Below are 15,457 nucleotides of genomic sequence, written 5' to 3'. Positions count from 1 at the left end.
GCCGGTCGGCCCCCACGGCAATGGACGCTCCGTCCGGGCGACGCGGCGCGGCCCCGACACCCTGTCGAGCGGGGTGCCGGGGCCGCGCGGTGGACCGGCCGACACGTCGGCCGGCCGGTCGGCGGATCAGCCGAGGGAGGTCATGACGTGCTTGATCCGGGTGTAGTCCTCGAAGCCGTAGCCCGAGAGGTCCTTGCCGTAGCCGGACTTCTTGAAGCCGCCGTGGGGCATCTCGGCGACCAGCGGGATGTGGGTGTTGATCCACACGCAGCCGAAGTCGAGCGCCTTGGACATGCGCATCGCGCGCGCGTGGTCCTTGGTCCAGACGGAGGAGGCGAGGGCGTACTCGACGCCGTTGGCGTACTCCAGGGCCTGGGCCTCGTCCGTGAAGGACTGGACGGTGATGACCGGGCCGAAGACCTCGTTCTGGACGATCTCGTCGTCCTGCTTGAGGCCGGAGACGACGGTCGGGGCGTAGAAGTAGCCCTTGTCGCCGACGCGCTGACCGCCGGCCTCGACCTTGGCGTGGGCCGGGAGGCGGTCGATGAAGCCGGAGACCTGCTTGAGCTGGTTGGCGTTGTTGAGCGGGCCGTACAGCACGTCCTCGTCGTCCGGCTGCCCCGTCTTGGTCGCGGCGGCGGCCTTGGCGAGGGCGGAGACGAACTCGTCGTGGATGGACTCGTGGACGAGGACGCGGGTGGCGGCCGTACAGTCCTGGCCGGCGTTGAAGAAGCCCGCGACGGAGATGTCCTCGACGGCCTTGTCGATGTCGGTGTCCTCGAAGACCACGACGGGGGCCTTGCCGCCCAGCTCCAGGTGGACGCGCTTGACGTCCTTGGCGGCCGACTCGGCGACCTGCATGCCGGCGCGGACGGAGCCGGTGATGGAGGCCATGGCGGGGGTCGGGTGCTCGACCATCGCGCGGCCGGTGTCGCGGTCGCCGCAGACGACGTTGAAGACGCCCTTGGGGACGATCTGCCCGATGATCTCGGCCATCAGGACGGTCGACGCGGGGGTCGTGTCCGAGGGCTTGAGGACGACGGTGTTGCCCGCGGCGAGGGCCGGGGCGAACTTCCAGACGGCCATCATCATCGGGTAGTTCCACGGCGCGACCTGGGCGCAGACGCCGACGGGCTCGCGGCGGACGATGGAGGTCAGGCCCTCCATGTACTCGCCGGCCGAGCGGCCCTCCAGGAGCCGGGCGGCACCCGCGAAGAAGCGGATCTGGTCCACCATCGGCGGGATCTCCTCGCTCGCGGTGAGGGCGACCGGCTTGCCGGTGTTCTCGACCTCGGCGGCGATCAGGTCCTCGGCGCGCTCCTCGAAGGCGTCCGCGATCTTGAGGAGCACCTTCTGGCGCTCGGCCGGGGTGCTGTCGCGCCAGGCGGGGAAGGCGGCCGCGGCGGCCTCCATGGCGGCGTCGACGTCGGCCTGGCCGGAGAGCGGGGAGGTCGCGTACACCTCGCCGGTGGCCGGGTTGATCACGTCGATCGTGCGGCCGTCGGCCGCGTCGCGGAACTCCCCGTTGATGTAGTTACGCAGCCGGCGCAGCTCGGTGGTCACTTGCCACCCCTCCTGTCACGTTCTGACCGTGCACGTCCTCGTGCGTGGTCCCGATGGGTGAGACACCCCAGCCTAATCGCTCGGCTGACGCTTTCAACAGGCCCGACCCCCCACAACTTCGGATTCAGTGATATCTGGAGCCTCACACAACGAATTACATCGCTTCGGGGTTGCAAGACTGACGAGTCTCGGTGCACAGTGAGGTGTGGCCAGTCGAAGCGCAGACTCCAGAACCGGAACCGGTTCGTCCCCGACGATCGACGCCGTCTCCCTGGCGATCATCGAACAGCTCCAGGAGGACGGTCGCCGTCCCTACGCGGCGATCGGCAAGGCCGTCGGCCTCTCCGAGGCCGCCGTGCGGCAGCGCGTCCAGAAGCTGCTCGACCAGGGCGTCATGCAGATCGTCGCCGTCACGGACCCGCTCACCGTGGGCTTCCGGCGGCAGGCGATGGTCGGCATCAACGTCGAGGGTGACCTTGATCCGGTTGCGGAAGCGCTGACGGGCATGGCCGAATGCGAGTACGTGGTGATGACCGCGGGCTCCTTCGACCTCATGGTGGAGATCGTCTGCGAGGACGACGACCACCTGCTGGATGTGATCAACAAGCGCATCCGCACCCTCCCCGGCGTGCGCTCCACCGAGAGCTTCGTCTACCTCAAGCTCAAGAAGCAGACCTATATGTGGGGAACCCGATAGCCGTGAGCAAGGACCTCTCCAAGACCGCCTACGACCACCTGTGGATGCACTTCACCCGCATGTCGTCGTACGAGAACTCGCCCGTTCCCACCATCGTGCGTGGCGAGGGCACCTACATCTTCGACGACAAGGGCAAGCGCTACCTCGACGGTCTCGCGGGCCTCTTCGTGGTCAACGCCGGACACGGCCGCCAGGAGCTGGCCGAGGTCGCGTACAAGCAGGCCCAGGAGCTCGCGTTCTTCCCCGTGTGGTCGTACGCGCACCCCAAGGCCGTCGAGCTGGCCGAGCGCCTCGCCGACTACGCCCCGGGCGACCTGAACAAGGTCTTCTTCACCACCGGTGGCGGAGAGGCCGTCGAGACCGCCTGGAAGCTCGCCAAGCAGTACTTCAAGCTGCAGGGCAAGCACACCAAGTACAAGGTCATCTCGCGCGCGGTCGCCTACCACGGCACCCCGCAGGGCGCCCTGTCCATCACCGGCCTGCCGGCCCTCAAGGCCCCCTTCGAGCCGCTGGTCCCCGGCGCGCACAAGGTGCCGAACACCAACATCTACCGCGCCCCGATCCACGGCGACGACCCCGAGGCCTTCGGCCGCTGGGCCGCCGACCAGATCGAGCAGCAGATCCTCTTCGAGGGCCCCGACACCGTCGCGGCCGTCTTCCTGGAGCCGGTGCAGAACGCCGGCGGCTGCTTCCCGCCGCCGCCCGGGTACTTCCAGCGGGTCCGCGAGATCTGCGACCAGTACGACGTGCTGCTCGTCTCCGACGAGACGATCTGCGCCTTCGGCCGCCTCGGCACGATGTTCGCCTGTGACAAGTTCGGCTACGTCCCGGACATGATCACCTGCGCCAAGGGCATGACCTCGGGCTACTCCCCGATCGGCGCCTGCATCGTCTCCGACCGCATCGCGGAGCCGTTCTACAAGGGCGACAACACCTTCCTGCACGGCTACACCTTCGGCGGCCACCCGGTGTCGTCGGCGGTCGCCATCGCCAACCTCGACATCTTCGACAAGGAGGGCCTCAACCAGCACGTCCTGGACAACGAGGACGCCTTCTTCTCGACGCTGAAGAAGCTGCACGACCTGCCGATCGTCGGCGACGTCCGCGGCAACGGCTACTTCTACGGCATCGAGCTCGTCAAGGACAAGGTCACCAAGGAGTCCTTCACGGACGAGGAGACCGAGCGCGTCCTGTACGGCTTCCTCTCCAAGGCGCTGTTCGACAACGGCCTGTACTGCCGTGCCGACGACCGCGGCGACCCGGTCATCCAGCTGGCCCCGCCGCTGATCGCCGACCAGGGCACCTTCGACGAGATCGAGGGAATCCTGCGCTCGGTGCTCACCGAGGCGTGGACCAAGCTCTAGCAGGACCTCACGCCGCCCTCACGGCGTGACACCACGGCCCGGGTCTGCCCGCCATCCGAGTGGATGGCGGCGGCCCGGGCCGTGTGCTGTCCCTACGAACCGATCCGAATACTTACGGTGCCGAGTGACCGACAGGCCCGCCCTTCGTTCACCCGTACGGGGGAAACCCCCTCCGGACGGGGGGACACAGATCGGATCGACAGAGGTGTACGCGATGGCCCCACCGGACGACGACGTGCTCTGGGCGCGTTCCCTGCACTGCTCCCTGGACGGCGCGGAGGCCCTCAGCGGCGTCTCCCTCGGCGTCCGCGAGGGCGAGGTCCTCGCCCTGACCGGCCCGCGGGGCAGCGGCAAGACCACCCTCCTGCGCTGTCTCTCCGGCCAGCTCGTCCCCCAGCAGGGCGAGGTCTGGTTCAACAGCGGCCCCGTGCACACCCTGGGCCCCGCCCAGCGCGAACGGCTCCGCCGCGAGCGCTTCGGCTGGATCGGCCCCGAGCCCGGCCTCGTCCCCGAGCTCACCGGCTGGGAGAACACCGCCCTGCCCCTGCTGCTGCGCGGGGTCTCCCGCCGCGCCGCGAAGACCACCGCCCTGGAGTGGCTGGACCGGCTCGACGCCGGGGCCTGCGCCCGCAAGCGCCCGGGCGCCCTCACCCGGTCCCAGCGCCAGCGGATCTCGATCGCCCGCGCCCTCGTCACCACTCCCCCGGTGCTCTTCGCCGACGAGCCGACCGCCGCCCTGCACCGCGCCGACGGCGCCCAGGTGCTGCGCACCCTGACGGCCGCCGCCCGCTCGCACGGCATCACCATGGTCCTCGCCACCCACGACGCGGAGGTCGCGGCGTTCGCCGACCGCACGGTCGCGCTCCTCGACGGGCGCCGGGCCGACGCCGTACCCCCGGCGACCGGGGCGGAGGGCGTCGCCGCGTGCTCGCTCTCCGTCTGACCCGGGGCACCCACCCCCTCGTCCTGGCGCGCCGGCTGCTCGTCGCCGCCGCGTCCGCCGGGGTGGGCTTCCTCCTGCTCTGCACCCTCGGCCACGCCCTCGGGCACCCGGAACAGTCCTCGGCCTCGGCGCTCCGGCTCCTCTGGTGCGTCCTGCCGCTCGCCGCCACCGTCCAGTTCGCGGTCGCGGTGGCCCGCACCGACCCCAGCACCCGGCCGCGCCCCGGGCTCTCCGCGATCGGCCTCGGACCGGCCCGGCTCACCCTGCTCGCCGCCGCCTCGACGGCCGTCACCTGCACGCTCGGCTCGGCGGTCGCGCTCCTGCTCTACCTGCACCTGCGCGGCGACCTCACGGGCCTGCCCCTCGACGGGGCGGCCGCCGGGCTGCTCGCCGCCGACCAGCCGGTGCCGCTCGCGGCCGTCCTCACCCTGCTCGCGATCGTCCCCGTGACCGCCGCCGCGGCCGCCGCCCTGGCCCTGCGCCCCCGCGCCACGCCCACCGCGCCGGAGGGCGGGGAGGACGCCGAGGAGAGCATGCCGTCCGGGCTTCCGTGGGGCGTCGCCCTGGTCGCGATCGGCCTCGCCGTCGAGACGTACGCGGGCCGGAGCGGCGGCGGGGACGGCCTCCCGCTGCCGGGCCGCTTCGACGGCAGCCCGGCGGCCGTCCTGGCCGGCTGGGTCCTCACCGCGATCGGCCTCGCGACGGCGGGCCCCGGCCTCGTCCACGGCTGCGGCCGCCTCCTCCAGGCGGTCCGCCCGGGCGCCGTCCGGCTGCTCGCGGGCCGCGTCCTGACGGCGGAGGCCCGCCGCATCGGCCGGCCGCTCGGCGTGGTCTGCGCGGTGCTCTCCGGGATGCTCGCGGCGGCCACGGTGTACGCGTCGCACACGGGCTCCGACGCGTTCGGGCCGCTCACCGGCCTGGGCGCCACCCTGATCCTGGCCTGCACCGGCGCCACGCTCCTGACCGCGGCCCTGGAGTCCCGGCAGAGCCGCGCCCCCGTCACCGAGGCCCTCCTGCGCGTCGGCGCCCCGCCCGCGACCCTCCGCAGGGCGGCCCTCCTGCGCGCGGGCGCCCTGCTCGCCGTCTTCCTGCCCCTGACCTGGGCGGTGGCGGAACTGGCGGCGCTGCCGCTGAAGGGGTGATCCGGCAGCTCCGTCCGGGGCCCTCGCTCACTTCCGCCAGAACAGGTGGTGCGTGACCGTGCCGCCCGGACTGGGCACGACGTCGCGGTGGTAGCGGTCGAGGAGTTCGTCGGACGACTCCCAGAGCCGCGACCCGGAGCCGAGCTCCACCGGCGAGACCGCGACGTGCAGGGTGTCGACGAGGCCGGCGTCGAGGAACGCGCGGATGGTGGCGGCCCCGCCGCCGAGCCGCACGTCCTTGCCGTCCGCCGCCTCCCGCGCCGCCGCGAGGGCGGTGGCCGGGTCGGCGTCGAGGAAGTGGAACGTGGTGTCGCCGAGCGCGAACGAGGGGCGCGGGTGGTGGGTCAGGACGAACACCGGCGTGTGGAACGGCGGCTCGTCGCCCCACCAGCCGCGCCACTCGTGGTCCCGCCAGGGCCCGCGCTGGGGCCCGAACTTGTTGCGGCCCATGATCTCGGCGCCGATGTTCCGCCCGTAGTCCCGCGTCAGGTAGTCGTCGAGGCCGCGGCTGCCGCCGGGGTCGGTGCGCCGGGGCCAGCTCGCCGTGGCACCGGCCCAGGCGAACATCGCCCCCGGGTCCGCGTGCCCGAAGGGCCGTTCGAGGCTCTGCCCCTCCCCGGCGCCGTACCCGTCGGACGAGACGTTGAAGTTCTGGACTCTGAGCAGCTGGGCCATGGTGTTCCTCCCGTGCGGGACGTGCGGGACGTGCGGGCGGCGGAGACGCCGTACGTGGCAGTACGTACGGGAGACTCCCCCGGCGGGCGGAACTCATCGCACCCACGGTGCTCGCTACGGCGTGTCGTCGCCTAGCACCACCACGTCCTCCGGCCGGAAGGCGATCCCGGTCTCCGTGCCCTCCTCCGGCGCGTCCCGCAGCGGGAGCTCGGCCTCCAGGGGCGGGCCGTCGGCCGGCCGGAGCCGTACGACGACGTGGCTGCCCCGGAAGGTCCGGGACTCCACCGTCCAGGCCGCCGCACCGTCCCCGGCGGGGACCGGGCGCACGCCGCCGGGGCGGACGAGGAGCCGCCGCTCGCCCTGCGGGCAGCCCTCCGGCACCGGGACCTTCCCCCAGGCGGTCTCGGCGACCGTCCCGGTGACCCGGGCGGGCACCACGTTGTCGAAGCCGAGGAAGCGGGCGACGAACTCGGAGGCCGGGCGGCGCCACACCTCGACGGGCGTCCCCGACTGGGCGATCCGCCCGTCCCGCATGACCACGACCCGGTCGGCGAGCGCGAAGGCCTCGCCCTGGTCGTGGGTGACGGCGAGGACCGTCGTCCCGAGCCGCCCGAAGAGCTGCCGCAGCTCCACGACGAGCCGCTCCCGCAGGCCCCGGTCGAGTTGCCCGAGGGGCTCGTCGAGCATGAGGAGCCGGGGCCGGGGCGCGAGCGCCCGGGCGAGGGCGACCCGCTGCTGCTCGCCGCCGGAGAGCGCGGCGACGGACCGCCGCCCGGCGCCCGGCAGGCCGACGAGGTCGAGCAGCTCCCGCACCCGCTCCGCCCGCTCGGCCTTCCCGTCGCCCCGCATCCGCAGGCCGAAGGCGACGTTGCCGCCGACGTCCCGCTGCGGGAAGAGCTGGTGGTCCTGGAACATGAGCCCGACGCCCCGCCGGTGCGTCGGCACCCCGGCCTGGTCGGCGCCGCCCAGGAACACCCGGCCGCCGTCGAGCGGCTGGAGGCCCGCGACGGCCCGCAGCAGCGTGGACTTGCCGCTGCCGCTGGGGCCGAGCACGCACACGGTCTCGTGGTCGGCGACCTGCAGGTCCACGGCGTCGAGCACGGCCCGCGCCCCGAACCGTACGGTCGCCCCGTCGAGTCTCAGCATCAGAACTCCCCGGAGGTCCGGTCGGTGCGGAGCCGTTCGAGCAGCAGCAGGGACACCGCGCACACCACCATCAGAATCGTCGAGAGGGCCATCGCCTGGCCGTAGTTGAGCTCGCCGGGCCGGCCGAGCAGCCGGGCGACCGCGACCGGCAGCGTCGGACTGTCGGGCCGTGCGATGAACACGGTCGCGCCGAACTCGCCGAGCGAGACGGCGAACGCGAACCCGGCCGCGATGAGCAGCGCCCGCCGCACCAGCGGCAGGTCCACCTCCCGCCAGGCCCGCCACGGCGAGGCGCCGAGCACGGCCGCCGCCTCCCGCAGCCTCTCGTCGACCGCGCGCAGGACCGGCAGCATCGTCCGGACGACGAAGGGGACGCCGACGAGGGCCTGCGCGAGGGGGACGAGGATCCAGCTCGCCCGCAGGTCGAACGGCGGCTCGTCGAGCGTGATGAGGAAGCCGAAGCCGACGGTGACGGCGGAGACCCCCAGCGGCAGCATGAGCAGCGCGTCGAAGCCCCGGACGAGCCGTCCCGCCCGCCGGGTGAGCGCCGCCGCCGCGAGCCCGCCGATCACGACGGCGATGGCGGTGGCGGCCAGCGCGTACCGCAGCGAGTTCCCGATCGCCTCCAGGGGCGGCACCAGGAAGGTCCCGCTCTCGTCGAGCGAGCCGAGCGCCCGGTAGTAGCCGAGCCCGTACCCCCCGGGACCGGCGAACGACCGCTCCACGAGCACGCCGAGCGGCAGCAGGATCAGGAGGGCCACCGAGACGAGGACGCCGCCGAGCAGCGCCCACTGTCCGGCGCCGCGCGGCCGGCGCGCGGTCCGCTCCGGCGGTACGAGCCGCAGCGCGGTCTCCCGCCGCCGCACCGTCCACGCGTGCAGGGCGAGGATCGCGCCGACCGCGACGAACTGCACGAGGGTGAGGACGGCCGCGGTCGGCAGGTCGAGCAGCCGGGCGGTCTGCCGGTAGATCTCCGCCTCCAGGGTCGTGTACGCGTCCCCGCCGAGGATCTGCACGACGCCGAAGGAGGTGAAGGTGAAGAGGAAGACCATCAGGGCCGCCGCCGACACGGCCGGGACGAGCGCGGGCAGCGTCACCGTCCGCCAGGCCGTGAAGCGGGAGGCGCCGAGGACCCGGGCGGCCTCCTCCTGGCGCGGGTCGAGCTGCGCCCAGAGGCCGCCGACGGTCCGGACGACGACCGCGTAGTTGAAGAAGACGTGGGCGAGCAGGATCGCCCACACGCTCGTGTCGAGCCGCAGCCCCCACAGCTCGTCGGTGAGCCCGTTCCGGCCGACGAGGGCCAGGAAGGCGGTGCCGACCAGAACGGTGGGCAGCACGAACGGCACCGTGACCACGGCCCGCAGGACGGTCTTGCCGGGGAAGTCGAAGCGGGCGAAGACGTACGCGCCGGGCAGCGCGACGAGCAGGGTGAGGCCGGTGGAGGCGAGGGCCTGCCAGGCGGTGAAGCCGAGCACGTCGAGAATGTCCGGCCGGCTCAGCGTCTCGCCGATCCGGCCGAACCGCCAGTCGCCACCGGGCCGCAGCCCCCGGTCCGCGATGGACACGACGGGCCACGCGAAGAACACCGCGAAGAACGCGACGGGCAGGGCCATGAGCCCGAGCCGCGCCGCGTTCCCGCGCACGCCCTTCGTGTGCCCCGAGCGCCTGCCCGCCGGGCCCCCGCCCACCGGGCGCTCACCTGCCGGACGCTCACCCACCGGGTCCTCGCCCACCGGGCGCTTGTCTACCGGGCGATCGAGGACCACTGCTGGATCCACGCGTCGCGCTTCTCGGCGATCTTCCCGGGCTCCATCGTCTCCGGCTTTTCGACGACCACGCCGTGCTTGGTGAACAGCTCGGGCAGGGCCGCGTCCTTCGCCACCGGGTTGACGAACATCTGGAGCGGCATGTCCTCCTGGAACTTCTTCGAGATCAGGAAGTCGATCAGCGCCTTGCCGCCCTCGGGGTTCTTCGCCCCGTTCAGCAGGCCCGCGAACTCGGTCTGCCGGAAGCAGGTGCCGGTGGAGACGCCGGTGGGCGCCACCTTCGGCTGCGGCTCGCCGTACAGCACCTCGACCGGCGGGCTGGAGGCGTATGACACGACCAGCGGCCGGTCGCCCTTGGCCTGCTTGCCGCCGGCCGAGCCGGAGAACTCCTGGTTGTAGGCGAGCTCCCAGCTGTCGACGGTCTTCACGCCGTTGGCCTTGAGCTTCTTCCAGTAGTCCTGCCAGCCGTCGTCGCCGTACTTCGCGGCCGTGCCGAGGAGGAAGCCGAGGCCCGGGGAGGAGCGCTCCGGGTTCTCGACGACGAGCAGGTCCCTGTACGCCGGCTTCGCCAGGTCGTCGAAGGTCACCGGCGGCGCCAGCTTCTTGTCGGCGAAGTACTTCTTGTCGTAGTTGACGCAGATGTCGCCGGAGTCGATCGGGGTGACCCGGTTCTCCTTGTCGAGGCGGTACTCCGCCGGGACCCGGTCCAGGCCCTTCGCCTCGTACGGCACGAAGATCCCGTTGTCGAGGGCGCGGGAGAGCAGGGTGTTGTCGACGCCGAAGAAGACGTCGCCCTGCGGGGAGCCCTTGGTCAGGATCTCCTTGTTGACGGCCTCGCCGGCGTCCCCGGCCTTGAGGACCTTGACGGTGAACCCGGTCTGCTTCGTGAACTCGGCCAGGACCTCCTTGGAGGCGTTGAACGAGTCGTGGCTGACCAGGGTCACGGTCTTCGGCGCGGGCGCGCCGGTCTTGCCGGCGGCCTTGCCGGCGTCGTCGGTGCCGCAGGCGGCGAGGGCGGTGACGCCGAGCGCCGCGAGGACCGCGACGGCGGCCTGCTTCTTGATGCTCACTGAATTTCCTCCTGGGTGGGACCAGGAAGAGACGCGGCCCCGCCCCGTCCGGCGGACCGGACGCGGGCAGGGCGCAACAGCTCGAGTTACGACCGAACTCCCTACCCAGAATGACCTGGGCGAGGTTCAGAGGGTCTGCGGTCTGAAGGTCACCGCACTCTCAGCGCTGTGGCGCTCCCCTGTCGGAATGGCTATGAAGATGTGTTCGAGCTCAGAGTACAAGGTCAGCGTTCGGCGGCCGCGAGCTGTCCACAGGCGCCGTCGATCTCCTGGCCCCGGGTGTCGCGCACGGTCACCGGCACGCCGTGGCGGGCGATGGCCTCGACGAACGCCTTCTCGTCCTCCGGGCGGGAGGCGGTCCACTTCGACCCGGGCGTCGGGTTCAGCGGGATCAGGTTGACGTGCACCCGCTTGCCCTTGAGCAGCCTGCCGAGCAGGTCGCCGCGCCAGGCCTGGTCGTTGATGTCCCGGATGAGGGCGTACTCGATGGAGATCCGGCGCCCGGACTTCTCCGCGTACTCCCAGGCCGCGTCGAGGACCTCCCGGACCTTCCAGCGCGTGTTGACGGGCACGAGGGTGTCGCGCAGCTCGTCGTCCGGGGCGTGCAGGGAGACCGCGAGCCGGCACTTGAAGCCCTCGTCGGCGAAGCGCAGCATCGCGGGCACGAGTCCGACGGTGGAGACGGTGATCCCGCGCTGGGACAGGCCCAGGCCGTCCGGCTCGGGGTCGGTGAGGCGGCGGATGGCGCCGACGACCCGCTTGTAGTTGGCGAGCGGCTCGCCCATGCCCATGAACACGATGTTCGACAGGCGCGCCGGGCCGCCGGGGACCTCGCCGTCGCGCAGGGCCCGCATGCCGTCCACGATCTGGTGCACGATCTCGGCGGTCGACAGGTTCCGGTCGAGGCCGGCCTGTCCGGTCGCGCAGAACGGGCAGTTCATCCCGCAGCCGGCCTGCGAGGAGATGCACATGGTCACCCGGTCCGGGTAGCGCATGAGCACCGACTCCACGAGCGTGCCGTCGTGCAGCCGCCACAGGGTCTTGCGGGTGGTGTCGTCGTCGCACGAGATGTGCCGCACCACGGACATCAGGTCGGGCAGCAGCTCCCCGGCCAGCTTCTCCCGCGAGGCGGCCGGGATGTCGGTCCACTCGGCGGGGTCGTGCGCGTACCGCGCGAAGTAGTGCGTGGACAGCTGCTTGGCGCGGAAGGGCTTCTCGCCGATCGCGGCGACGGCCTCCTTCCGCTCGGCGGGCGTGAGGTCGGCGAGGTGCCGCGGCGGCTTCTTGGCTCCGCGGGGGGCGACGAAAGTGAGTTCTCCGGGCTTGGGCATGGTGCTACCAGTGTCGCAGAGATACGAAGAGGGACCCGCCGTCCTGTGGACAACGGGCCCCTCGTCCGAAGAACCGCAGGTCAGCCGGTACCGACGAACAACGCGAGCAGCAACCACACCACCGGCGCCGTCGGCAGCAGGGAGTCCAGCCGGTCCATGCTGTGTCGACGTGCGGCTCCGCCGCCTGGCGCCATGGCCGGTCAGCCGGTACCGACGAACAACGCCAGAAGCAGCCACACCACCGGCGCCGTCGGCAGCAGGGAGTCCAACCGGTCCATGATGCCGCCGTGGCCGGGCAGCAGCGTGCCCATGTCCTTGATGCCCAGGTCGCGCTTGATCATCGACTCGCCGAGGTCGCCGAGCGTCGCGCTCGCCGCCACCGCGAGGCCGAGGATCAGGCCCTGCCACCAGACCCCGTCGTCGATCATGAACTGCATGCACAGCGCGCCCGCCGCCATCGCGAACGTCACCGCGCCGACCAGGCCCTCGCGGGTCTTGCCGGGGCTGATCCTCGGCGCCAGCTTGCGCTTGCCGAAGCGCCAGCCGATCGCGTACGCCCCGGTGTCGCTGACCACCGTCAGGAGCAGGAAGGTCAGCACCCGCCACGGGCCGTCGTCCGCGGCGAGCAGCAGCGACACGAACGTCGCCAGGAACGGCACGTAGAACGCGGCGAACACGCCCGCCGTGACGTCCTTCAGATAGCCCTCGGGCGGCTCCGTCATGCGCCACACCAGGACCGCGAGCGCCGTCAGGGCCATCGCGACCCAGGCGCCCTCGGCACCGCGCACGTACCCGGCGACGACCATCGCCGCGCCGCCGACCGCGAGCGGCACCAGCGGCGCCTTGATCCGCTTGCGCTCCTGGAGCCGGGAGGTCAGCTCCCACAGCCCGACCACCACGGCGACCGCGACCACCCCGACGAAGGCCGCCTTCCAGATGAACAGCGAGGCGATGATGACGGCGCCGAGACCGACCCCGACCCCTATGGCCGCGCCCAGGTCGCGCCCCGCGCTCTTCTTCTGCCGTGGCGCCTGCGGCGCGGGCGGCGGAGGCGGGGTGCGGCTGGACATGGGCTCCTGCGGGTGCTCGTGCGGGGTCTCGTCGCGGAACAGGGGACCGCTCGGGTGAGCGGCCCCCCGGCCGTGACCGTCCTGGAATCCGCCGGCGGGAACGTCGGGCACGATGGGCATGGGGCGAGTCTGCGCCGCCGGATGTCCCTCGTGGGCGGGACCCGCCGGGGCGGGCCCCTGGTGGGGTCCCCCGCGGCCGGAACCGGCCGGGGCATCCCAGGAAGAGTCGTTCATCAGACCTCGAGCAGCTCGGCTTCCTTGTGCTTGAGCAGCTCGTCCACCTGCGTGACGTACTTCGCGGTGGTGTCGTCGAGCTCCTTCTCCGCGCGACGGCCCTCGTCCTCGCCGACCTCGCCGTCCTTGACGAACTTGTCGATGGTCTCCTTGGCCTTGCGGCGCACCGAGCGGATCGAGATCTTCGAGTCCTCGGCCTTGCCCTTGGCGACCTTGATGTACTCGCGGCGGCGCTCCTCGGTCAGCTCGGGGAACACCACCCGGATGATGTTGCCGTCGTTGCTCGGGTTGACGCCGAGGTCGGAGTCGCGGATCGCCTGCTCGATGTTGCGCAGCGCGCTCTTGTCGAACGGGGTCACCACGGCCATCCGCGGCTCGGGCACCGAGAAGGACGCGAGCTGGTTGATGGGCGTGAGGGCGCCGTAGTAGTCCGCCACGATCTTGTTGAACATCGCCGGGTGCGCACGGCCGGTGCGGATCGCGGCGAAGTCCTCCTTGGCGACCACGACGGCCTTCTCCATCTTCTCCTCGGCCTCGAGGAGGGTCTCTTCGATCACCACATGCTCCTGCGTGTCGTCGCGTTGTGTCCTGCACGGTGTACGACCGGCAGGGCTGTCGTCCAGCCCCGTGCGGGGCGGTTCCCGGTTCGGGTCAGGCCCGGGTGCCCTGGTCGCTCACGAGCGTGCCGATCTTCTCACCCTTCACCGCGCGCGCGATATTGCCCTCGGCGAGCAGTTCGAAGACGAGGATCGGGAGGTTGTTGTCCCGGCACAGGGTGACGGCGGTGGCGTCGGCGACCTTGAGGTCGCGGGCGATCACCTCGCCGTACTCGAGCGCGTCGAACTTGACCGCGTCGGGGTTGCGCTTCGGGTCGGAGTCGTACACGCCGTCGACGCCGTTCTTGCCCATGAGCAGGGCCTCGGCGTCGATCTCCAGGGCGCGCTGGGCGGCGGTGGTGTCCGTGGAGAAGTACGGCATGCCCATGCCCGCGCCGAAGATGACCACGCGGCCCTTCTCCAGGTGGCGCACGGCGCGCAGCGGGATGTAGGGCTCGGCGACCTGGCCCATGGTGATGGCGGTCTGGACGCGGGAGTCGATGCCCTCCTTCTCCAGGAAGTCCTGGAGGGCGAGGCAGTTCATCACGGTGCCGAGCATGCCCATGTAGTCGGAGCGGGCCCGGTCCATGCCGCGCTGCTGGAGTTCGGCGCCACGGAAGAAGTTGCCCCCGCCGATCACGATCGCGATCTCCGCGCCGTCGCGGACGACGGCCGCGATCTCACGCGCGATGGCGTGCACGACGTCGGGGTCGACGCCCAGGCCGGTACCGCCGGAGAAGGCTTCTCCGGACAGCTTCAGCATGTAGCGGCCGGCCTTTTTGCCGTTGTTGTCGTCGCCCTGTACGGCGCCCTGGTTCATGGAGTTCTCCTCGTGCACATACGAAGGAGGCCATTGCCTTGGGTCCTCGCGGTATCCCGTGCGGCAATGGCCTCCTCGTCAGATCTGCGGTCGTCCTGCGCGGGCGCGGACGACTGCTTCAGACCCTACCGGGGTCCGGTGTCCGTCGCGTTCGCGACCGGACTCAGATGCCGACCTTGATGCGGGCGAAGCGCTTCAGGGTGACACCGGCCTCGTCCAGGATCTGCTGGACGGACTTCTTGTTGTCCAGGGCGTACGGCTGGCCGAGCAGCGTAGCGTCCTTGAAGAAGCCGTTGACGCGACCCTCGACGATCTTGGCGATCGCGGCCTCGGGCTTGCCCTCGGCGCGGGTGGTCTCCTCGGCGATGCGGCGCTCGGACTCGACGACCTCGGCCGGGACGTCCTCACGGGTGAGGTACTTCGGCGCGAAGGCGGCGATGTGCTGCGCGACGCCCTTGGCGACCTCGGCGTTCTCCTTGTCGAACTCGACGAGGACACCGATCTGCGGCGGGAGGTCGGGCATGGTGCGGTGCATGTACGCGGAGACGTAGCCGTCGGCGTACTGCGCGAAGCGGTCGAGGACGATCTTCTCGCCGAGGTTGGCGTTGGCCTCGTCCACGTAGGCCTGCACGGTCTTGCCGGGCTCGATCTCGGAGGCGAGGAGGGCCTCGATGCCGGCCGGGGCGGTCGCGGCCACGTGGGCGGCGAGCGCGTTGGCGACGGCGAGGAACTTGTCGCCCTTGGCGACGAAGTCCGTCTCGCACTTCAGCTCGACGAGGACGCCGGAGGTGTTGTCGTCGGCGATGAGGGAGACCACGGCGCCGTTCTCGGCGGAGCGGCCCTCGCGCTTGGCGACACCCTTCTGGCCCTTGATGCGCAGGGCCTCGACGGCCTTGTCGACGTCGCCGTCGGCCTCGTCCAGGGCCTTCTTGCAGTCCATCATGCCGGCGCCGGTGAGCTCGCGGAGCTTCTTGACGTCAGCGGCGGTGTAGTTCGCCATGAGTCTGTTTCTCTCTCGAAGTCTGAAAGATCGGGCGGGT

At 71.7% G+C, this 15,457-nt stretch carries 14 protein-coding genes and 1 riboswitch; of the genes, 4 read left to right on the top strand and 10 right to left on the bottom strand.

The window, feature by feature from the left end; all coding sequences use genetic code 11:
- Positions 1-126: 126 nt before the first annotated feature.
- Complete coding sequence (locus ACIP5O_RS08245) at positions 127-1,563, bottom strand: gamma-aminobutyraldehyde dehydrogenase (RefSeq protein WP_401289977.1); 1,437 nt, start codon at positions 1,561-1,563, stop codon at positions 127-129.
- A gap of 205 nt (positions 1,564-1,768) precedes the next feature.
- On the opposite strand from ACIP5O_RS08245, the gene ACIP5O_RS08240 reads away from it, so the two are divergent.
- The 4 genes from ACIP5O_RS08240 to ACIP5O_RS08225 all read left to right on the top strand — a co-directional run bounded on the left by ACIP5O_RS08240 (position 1,769) and on the right by ACIP5O_RS08225 (position 5,709).
- Positions 1,769-2,260 (top strand): Lrp/AsnC family transcriptional regulator, encoded by a 492-nt coding sequence (locus ACIP5O_RS08240; protein WP_062751981.1) that lies wholly within the window; start codon positions 1,769-1,771, stop codon positions 2,258-2,260.
- Entirely contained in the window at positions 2,245-3,624 is a 1,380-nt protein-coding gene (locus tag ACIP5O_RS08235) for an aspartate aminotransferase family protein (RefSeq protein WP_199812276.1), read from the top strand. Before ACIP5O_RS08240 ends, ACIP5O_RS08235 begins: the two co-directional genes overlap by 16 nt.
- 214 nt (positions 3,625-3,838) lie before the next feature.
- Complete coding sequence (locus ACIP5O_RS08230; protein WP_401289973.1) at positions 3,839-4,567, top strand: ABC transporter ATP-binding protein; 729 nt, start codon at positions 3,839-3,841, stop codon at positions 4,565-4,567.
- Complete coding sequence (locus ACIP5O_RS08225) at positions 4,549-5,709, top strand: hypothetical protein (RefSeq protein WP_401289970.1); 1,161 nt, start codon at positions 4,549-4,551, stop codon at positions 5,707-5,709. Before ACIP5O_RS08230 ends, ACIP5O_RS08225 begins: the two co-directional genes overlap by 19 nt.
- 27 nt (positions 5,710-5,736) lie before the next feature.
- Here the strand turns inward: ACIP5O_RS08225 and ACIP5O_RS08220 are convergent, their stop codons facing one another.
- From ACIP5O_RS08220 to tsf, 9 genes are all read right to left on the bottom strand, one after another.
- On the bottom strand, positions 5,737-6,384 hold the full coding sequence (locus ACIP5O_RS08220) for a dihydrofolate reductase family protein (RefSeq protein WP_401289968.1): 648 nt from the start codon (positions 6,382-6,384) through the stop codon (positions 5,737-5,739).
- A 114-nt stretch (positions 6,385-6,498) separates the two neighbouring features.
- Positions 6,499-7,530, bottom strand: coding sequence for an ABC transporter ATP-binding protein (locus tag ACIP5O_RS08215; RefSeq protein WP_401289965.1), 1,032 nt, complete (start codon positions 7,528-7,530; stop codon positions 6,499-6,501).
- Positions 7,530-9,143: an ABC transporter permease gene (locus ACIP5O_RS08210; protein ID WP_401290196.1), complete on the bottom strand. Its 1,614-nt coding sequence runs from the start codon at positions 9,141-9,143 to the stop codon at positions 7,530-7,532. The genes ACIP5O_RS08215 and ACIP5O_RS08210 overlap by 1 nt, the downstream gene beginning before the upstream one ends.
- Before the next feature lie 131 nt (positions 9,144-9,274).
- Positions 9,275-10,366 (bottom strand): thiamine ABC transporter substrate binding subunit, encoded by a 1,092-nt coding sequence (locus ACIP5O_RS08205; RefSeq protein ID WP_401289962.1) that lies wholly within the window; start codon positions 10,364-10,366, stop codon positions 9,275-9,277.
- Positions 10,367-10,446: 80 nt separating this feature from the next.
- Positions 10,447-10,557: riboswitch (TPP riboswitch) on the bottom strand.
- A gap of 33 nt (positions 10,558-10,590) precedes the next feature.
- Positions 10,591-11,697, bottom strand: coding sequence for a 23S rRNA (adenine(2503)-C(2))-methyltransferase RlmN (gene rlmN / locus ACIP5O_RS08200; RefSeq protein WP_125661713.1), 1,107 nt, complete (start codon positions 11,695-11,697; stop codon positions 10,591-10,593).
- A gap of 200 nt (positions 11,698-11,897) precedes the next feature.
- A complete protein-coding gene (locus ACIP5O_RS08195) occupies positions 11,898-13,001 on the bottom strand; it encodes a phosphatidate cytidylyltransferase (protein ID WP_356546926.1) in 1,104 nt (367 codons plus the stop codon).
- On the bottom strand, positions 13,001-13,558 hold the full coding sequence (frr, locus tag ACIP5O_RS08190) for a ribosome recycling factor (protein WP_383441537.1): 558 nt from the start codon (positions 13,556-13,558) through the stop codon (positions 13,001-13,003). Before frr ends, ACIP5O_RS08195 begins: the two co-directional genes overlap by 1 nt.
- 94 nt (positions 13,559-13,652) lie before the next feature.
- Entirely contained in the window at positions 13,653-14,417 is a 765-nt protein-coding gene (gene pyrH / locus ACIP5O_RS08185) for a UMP kinase (RefSeq protein WP_030217948.1), read from the bottom strand.
- A gap of 163 nt (positions 14,418-14,580) precedes the next feature.
- The gene (gene tsf, locus ACIP5O_RS08180) at positions 14,581-15,417 is read right to left on the bottom strand and encodes a translation elongation factor Ts (RefSeq protein ID WP_401289955.1); all 837 of its coding nucleotides are present in this window, start codon (positions 15,415-15,417) and stop codon (positions 14,581-14,583) included.
- Positions 15,418-15,457 lie beyond the last annotated feature (40 nt).

The sequence above is a fragment of the Streptomyces sp. NPDC088915 genome (genome assembly GCF_044749825.1).
Lineage (GTDB): Bacteria > Actinomycetota > Actinomycetes > Streptomycetales > Streptomycetaceae > Streptomyces.
This window is presented reverse-complemented; position numbering and strand designations above follow the sequence as displayed.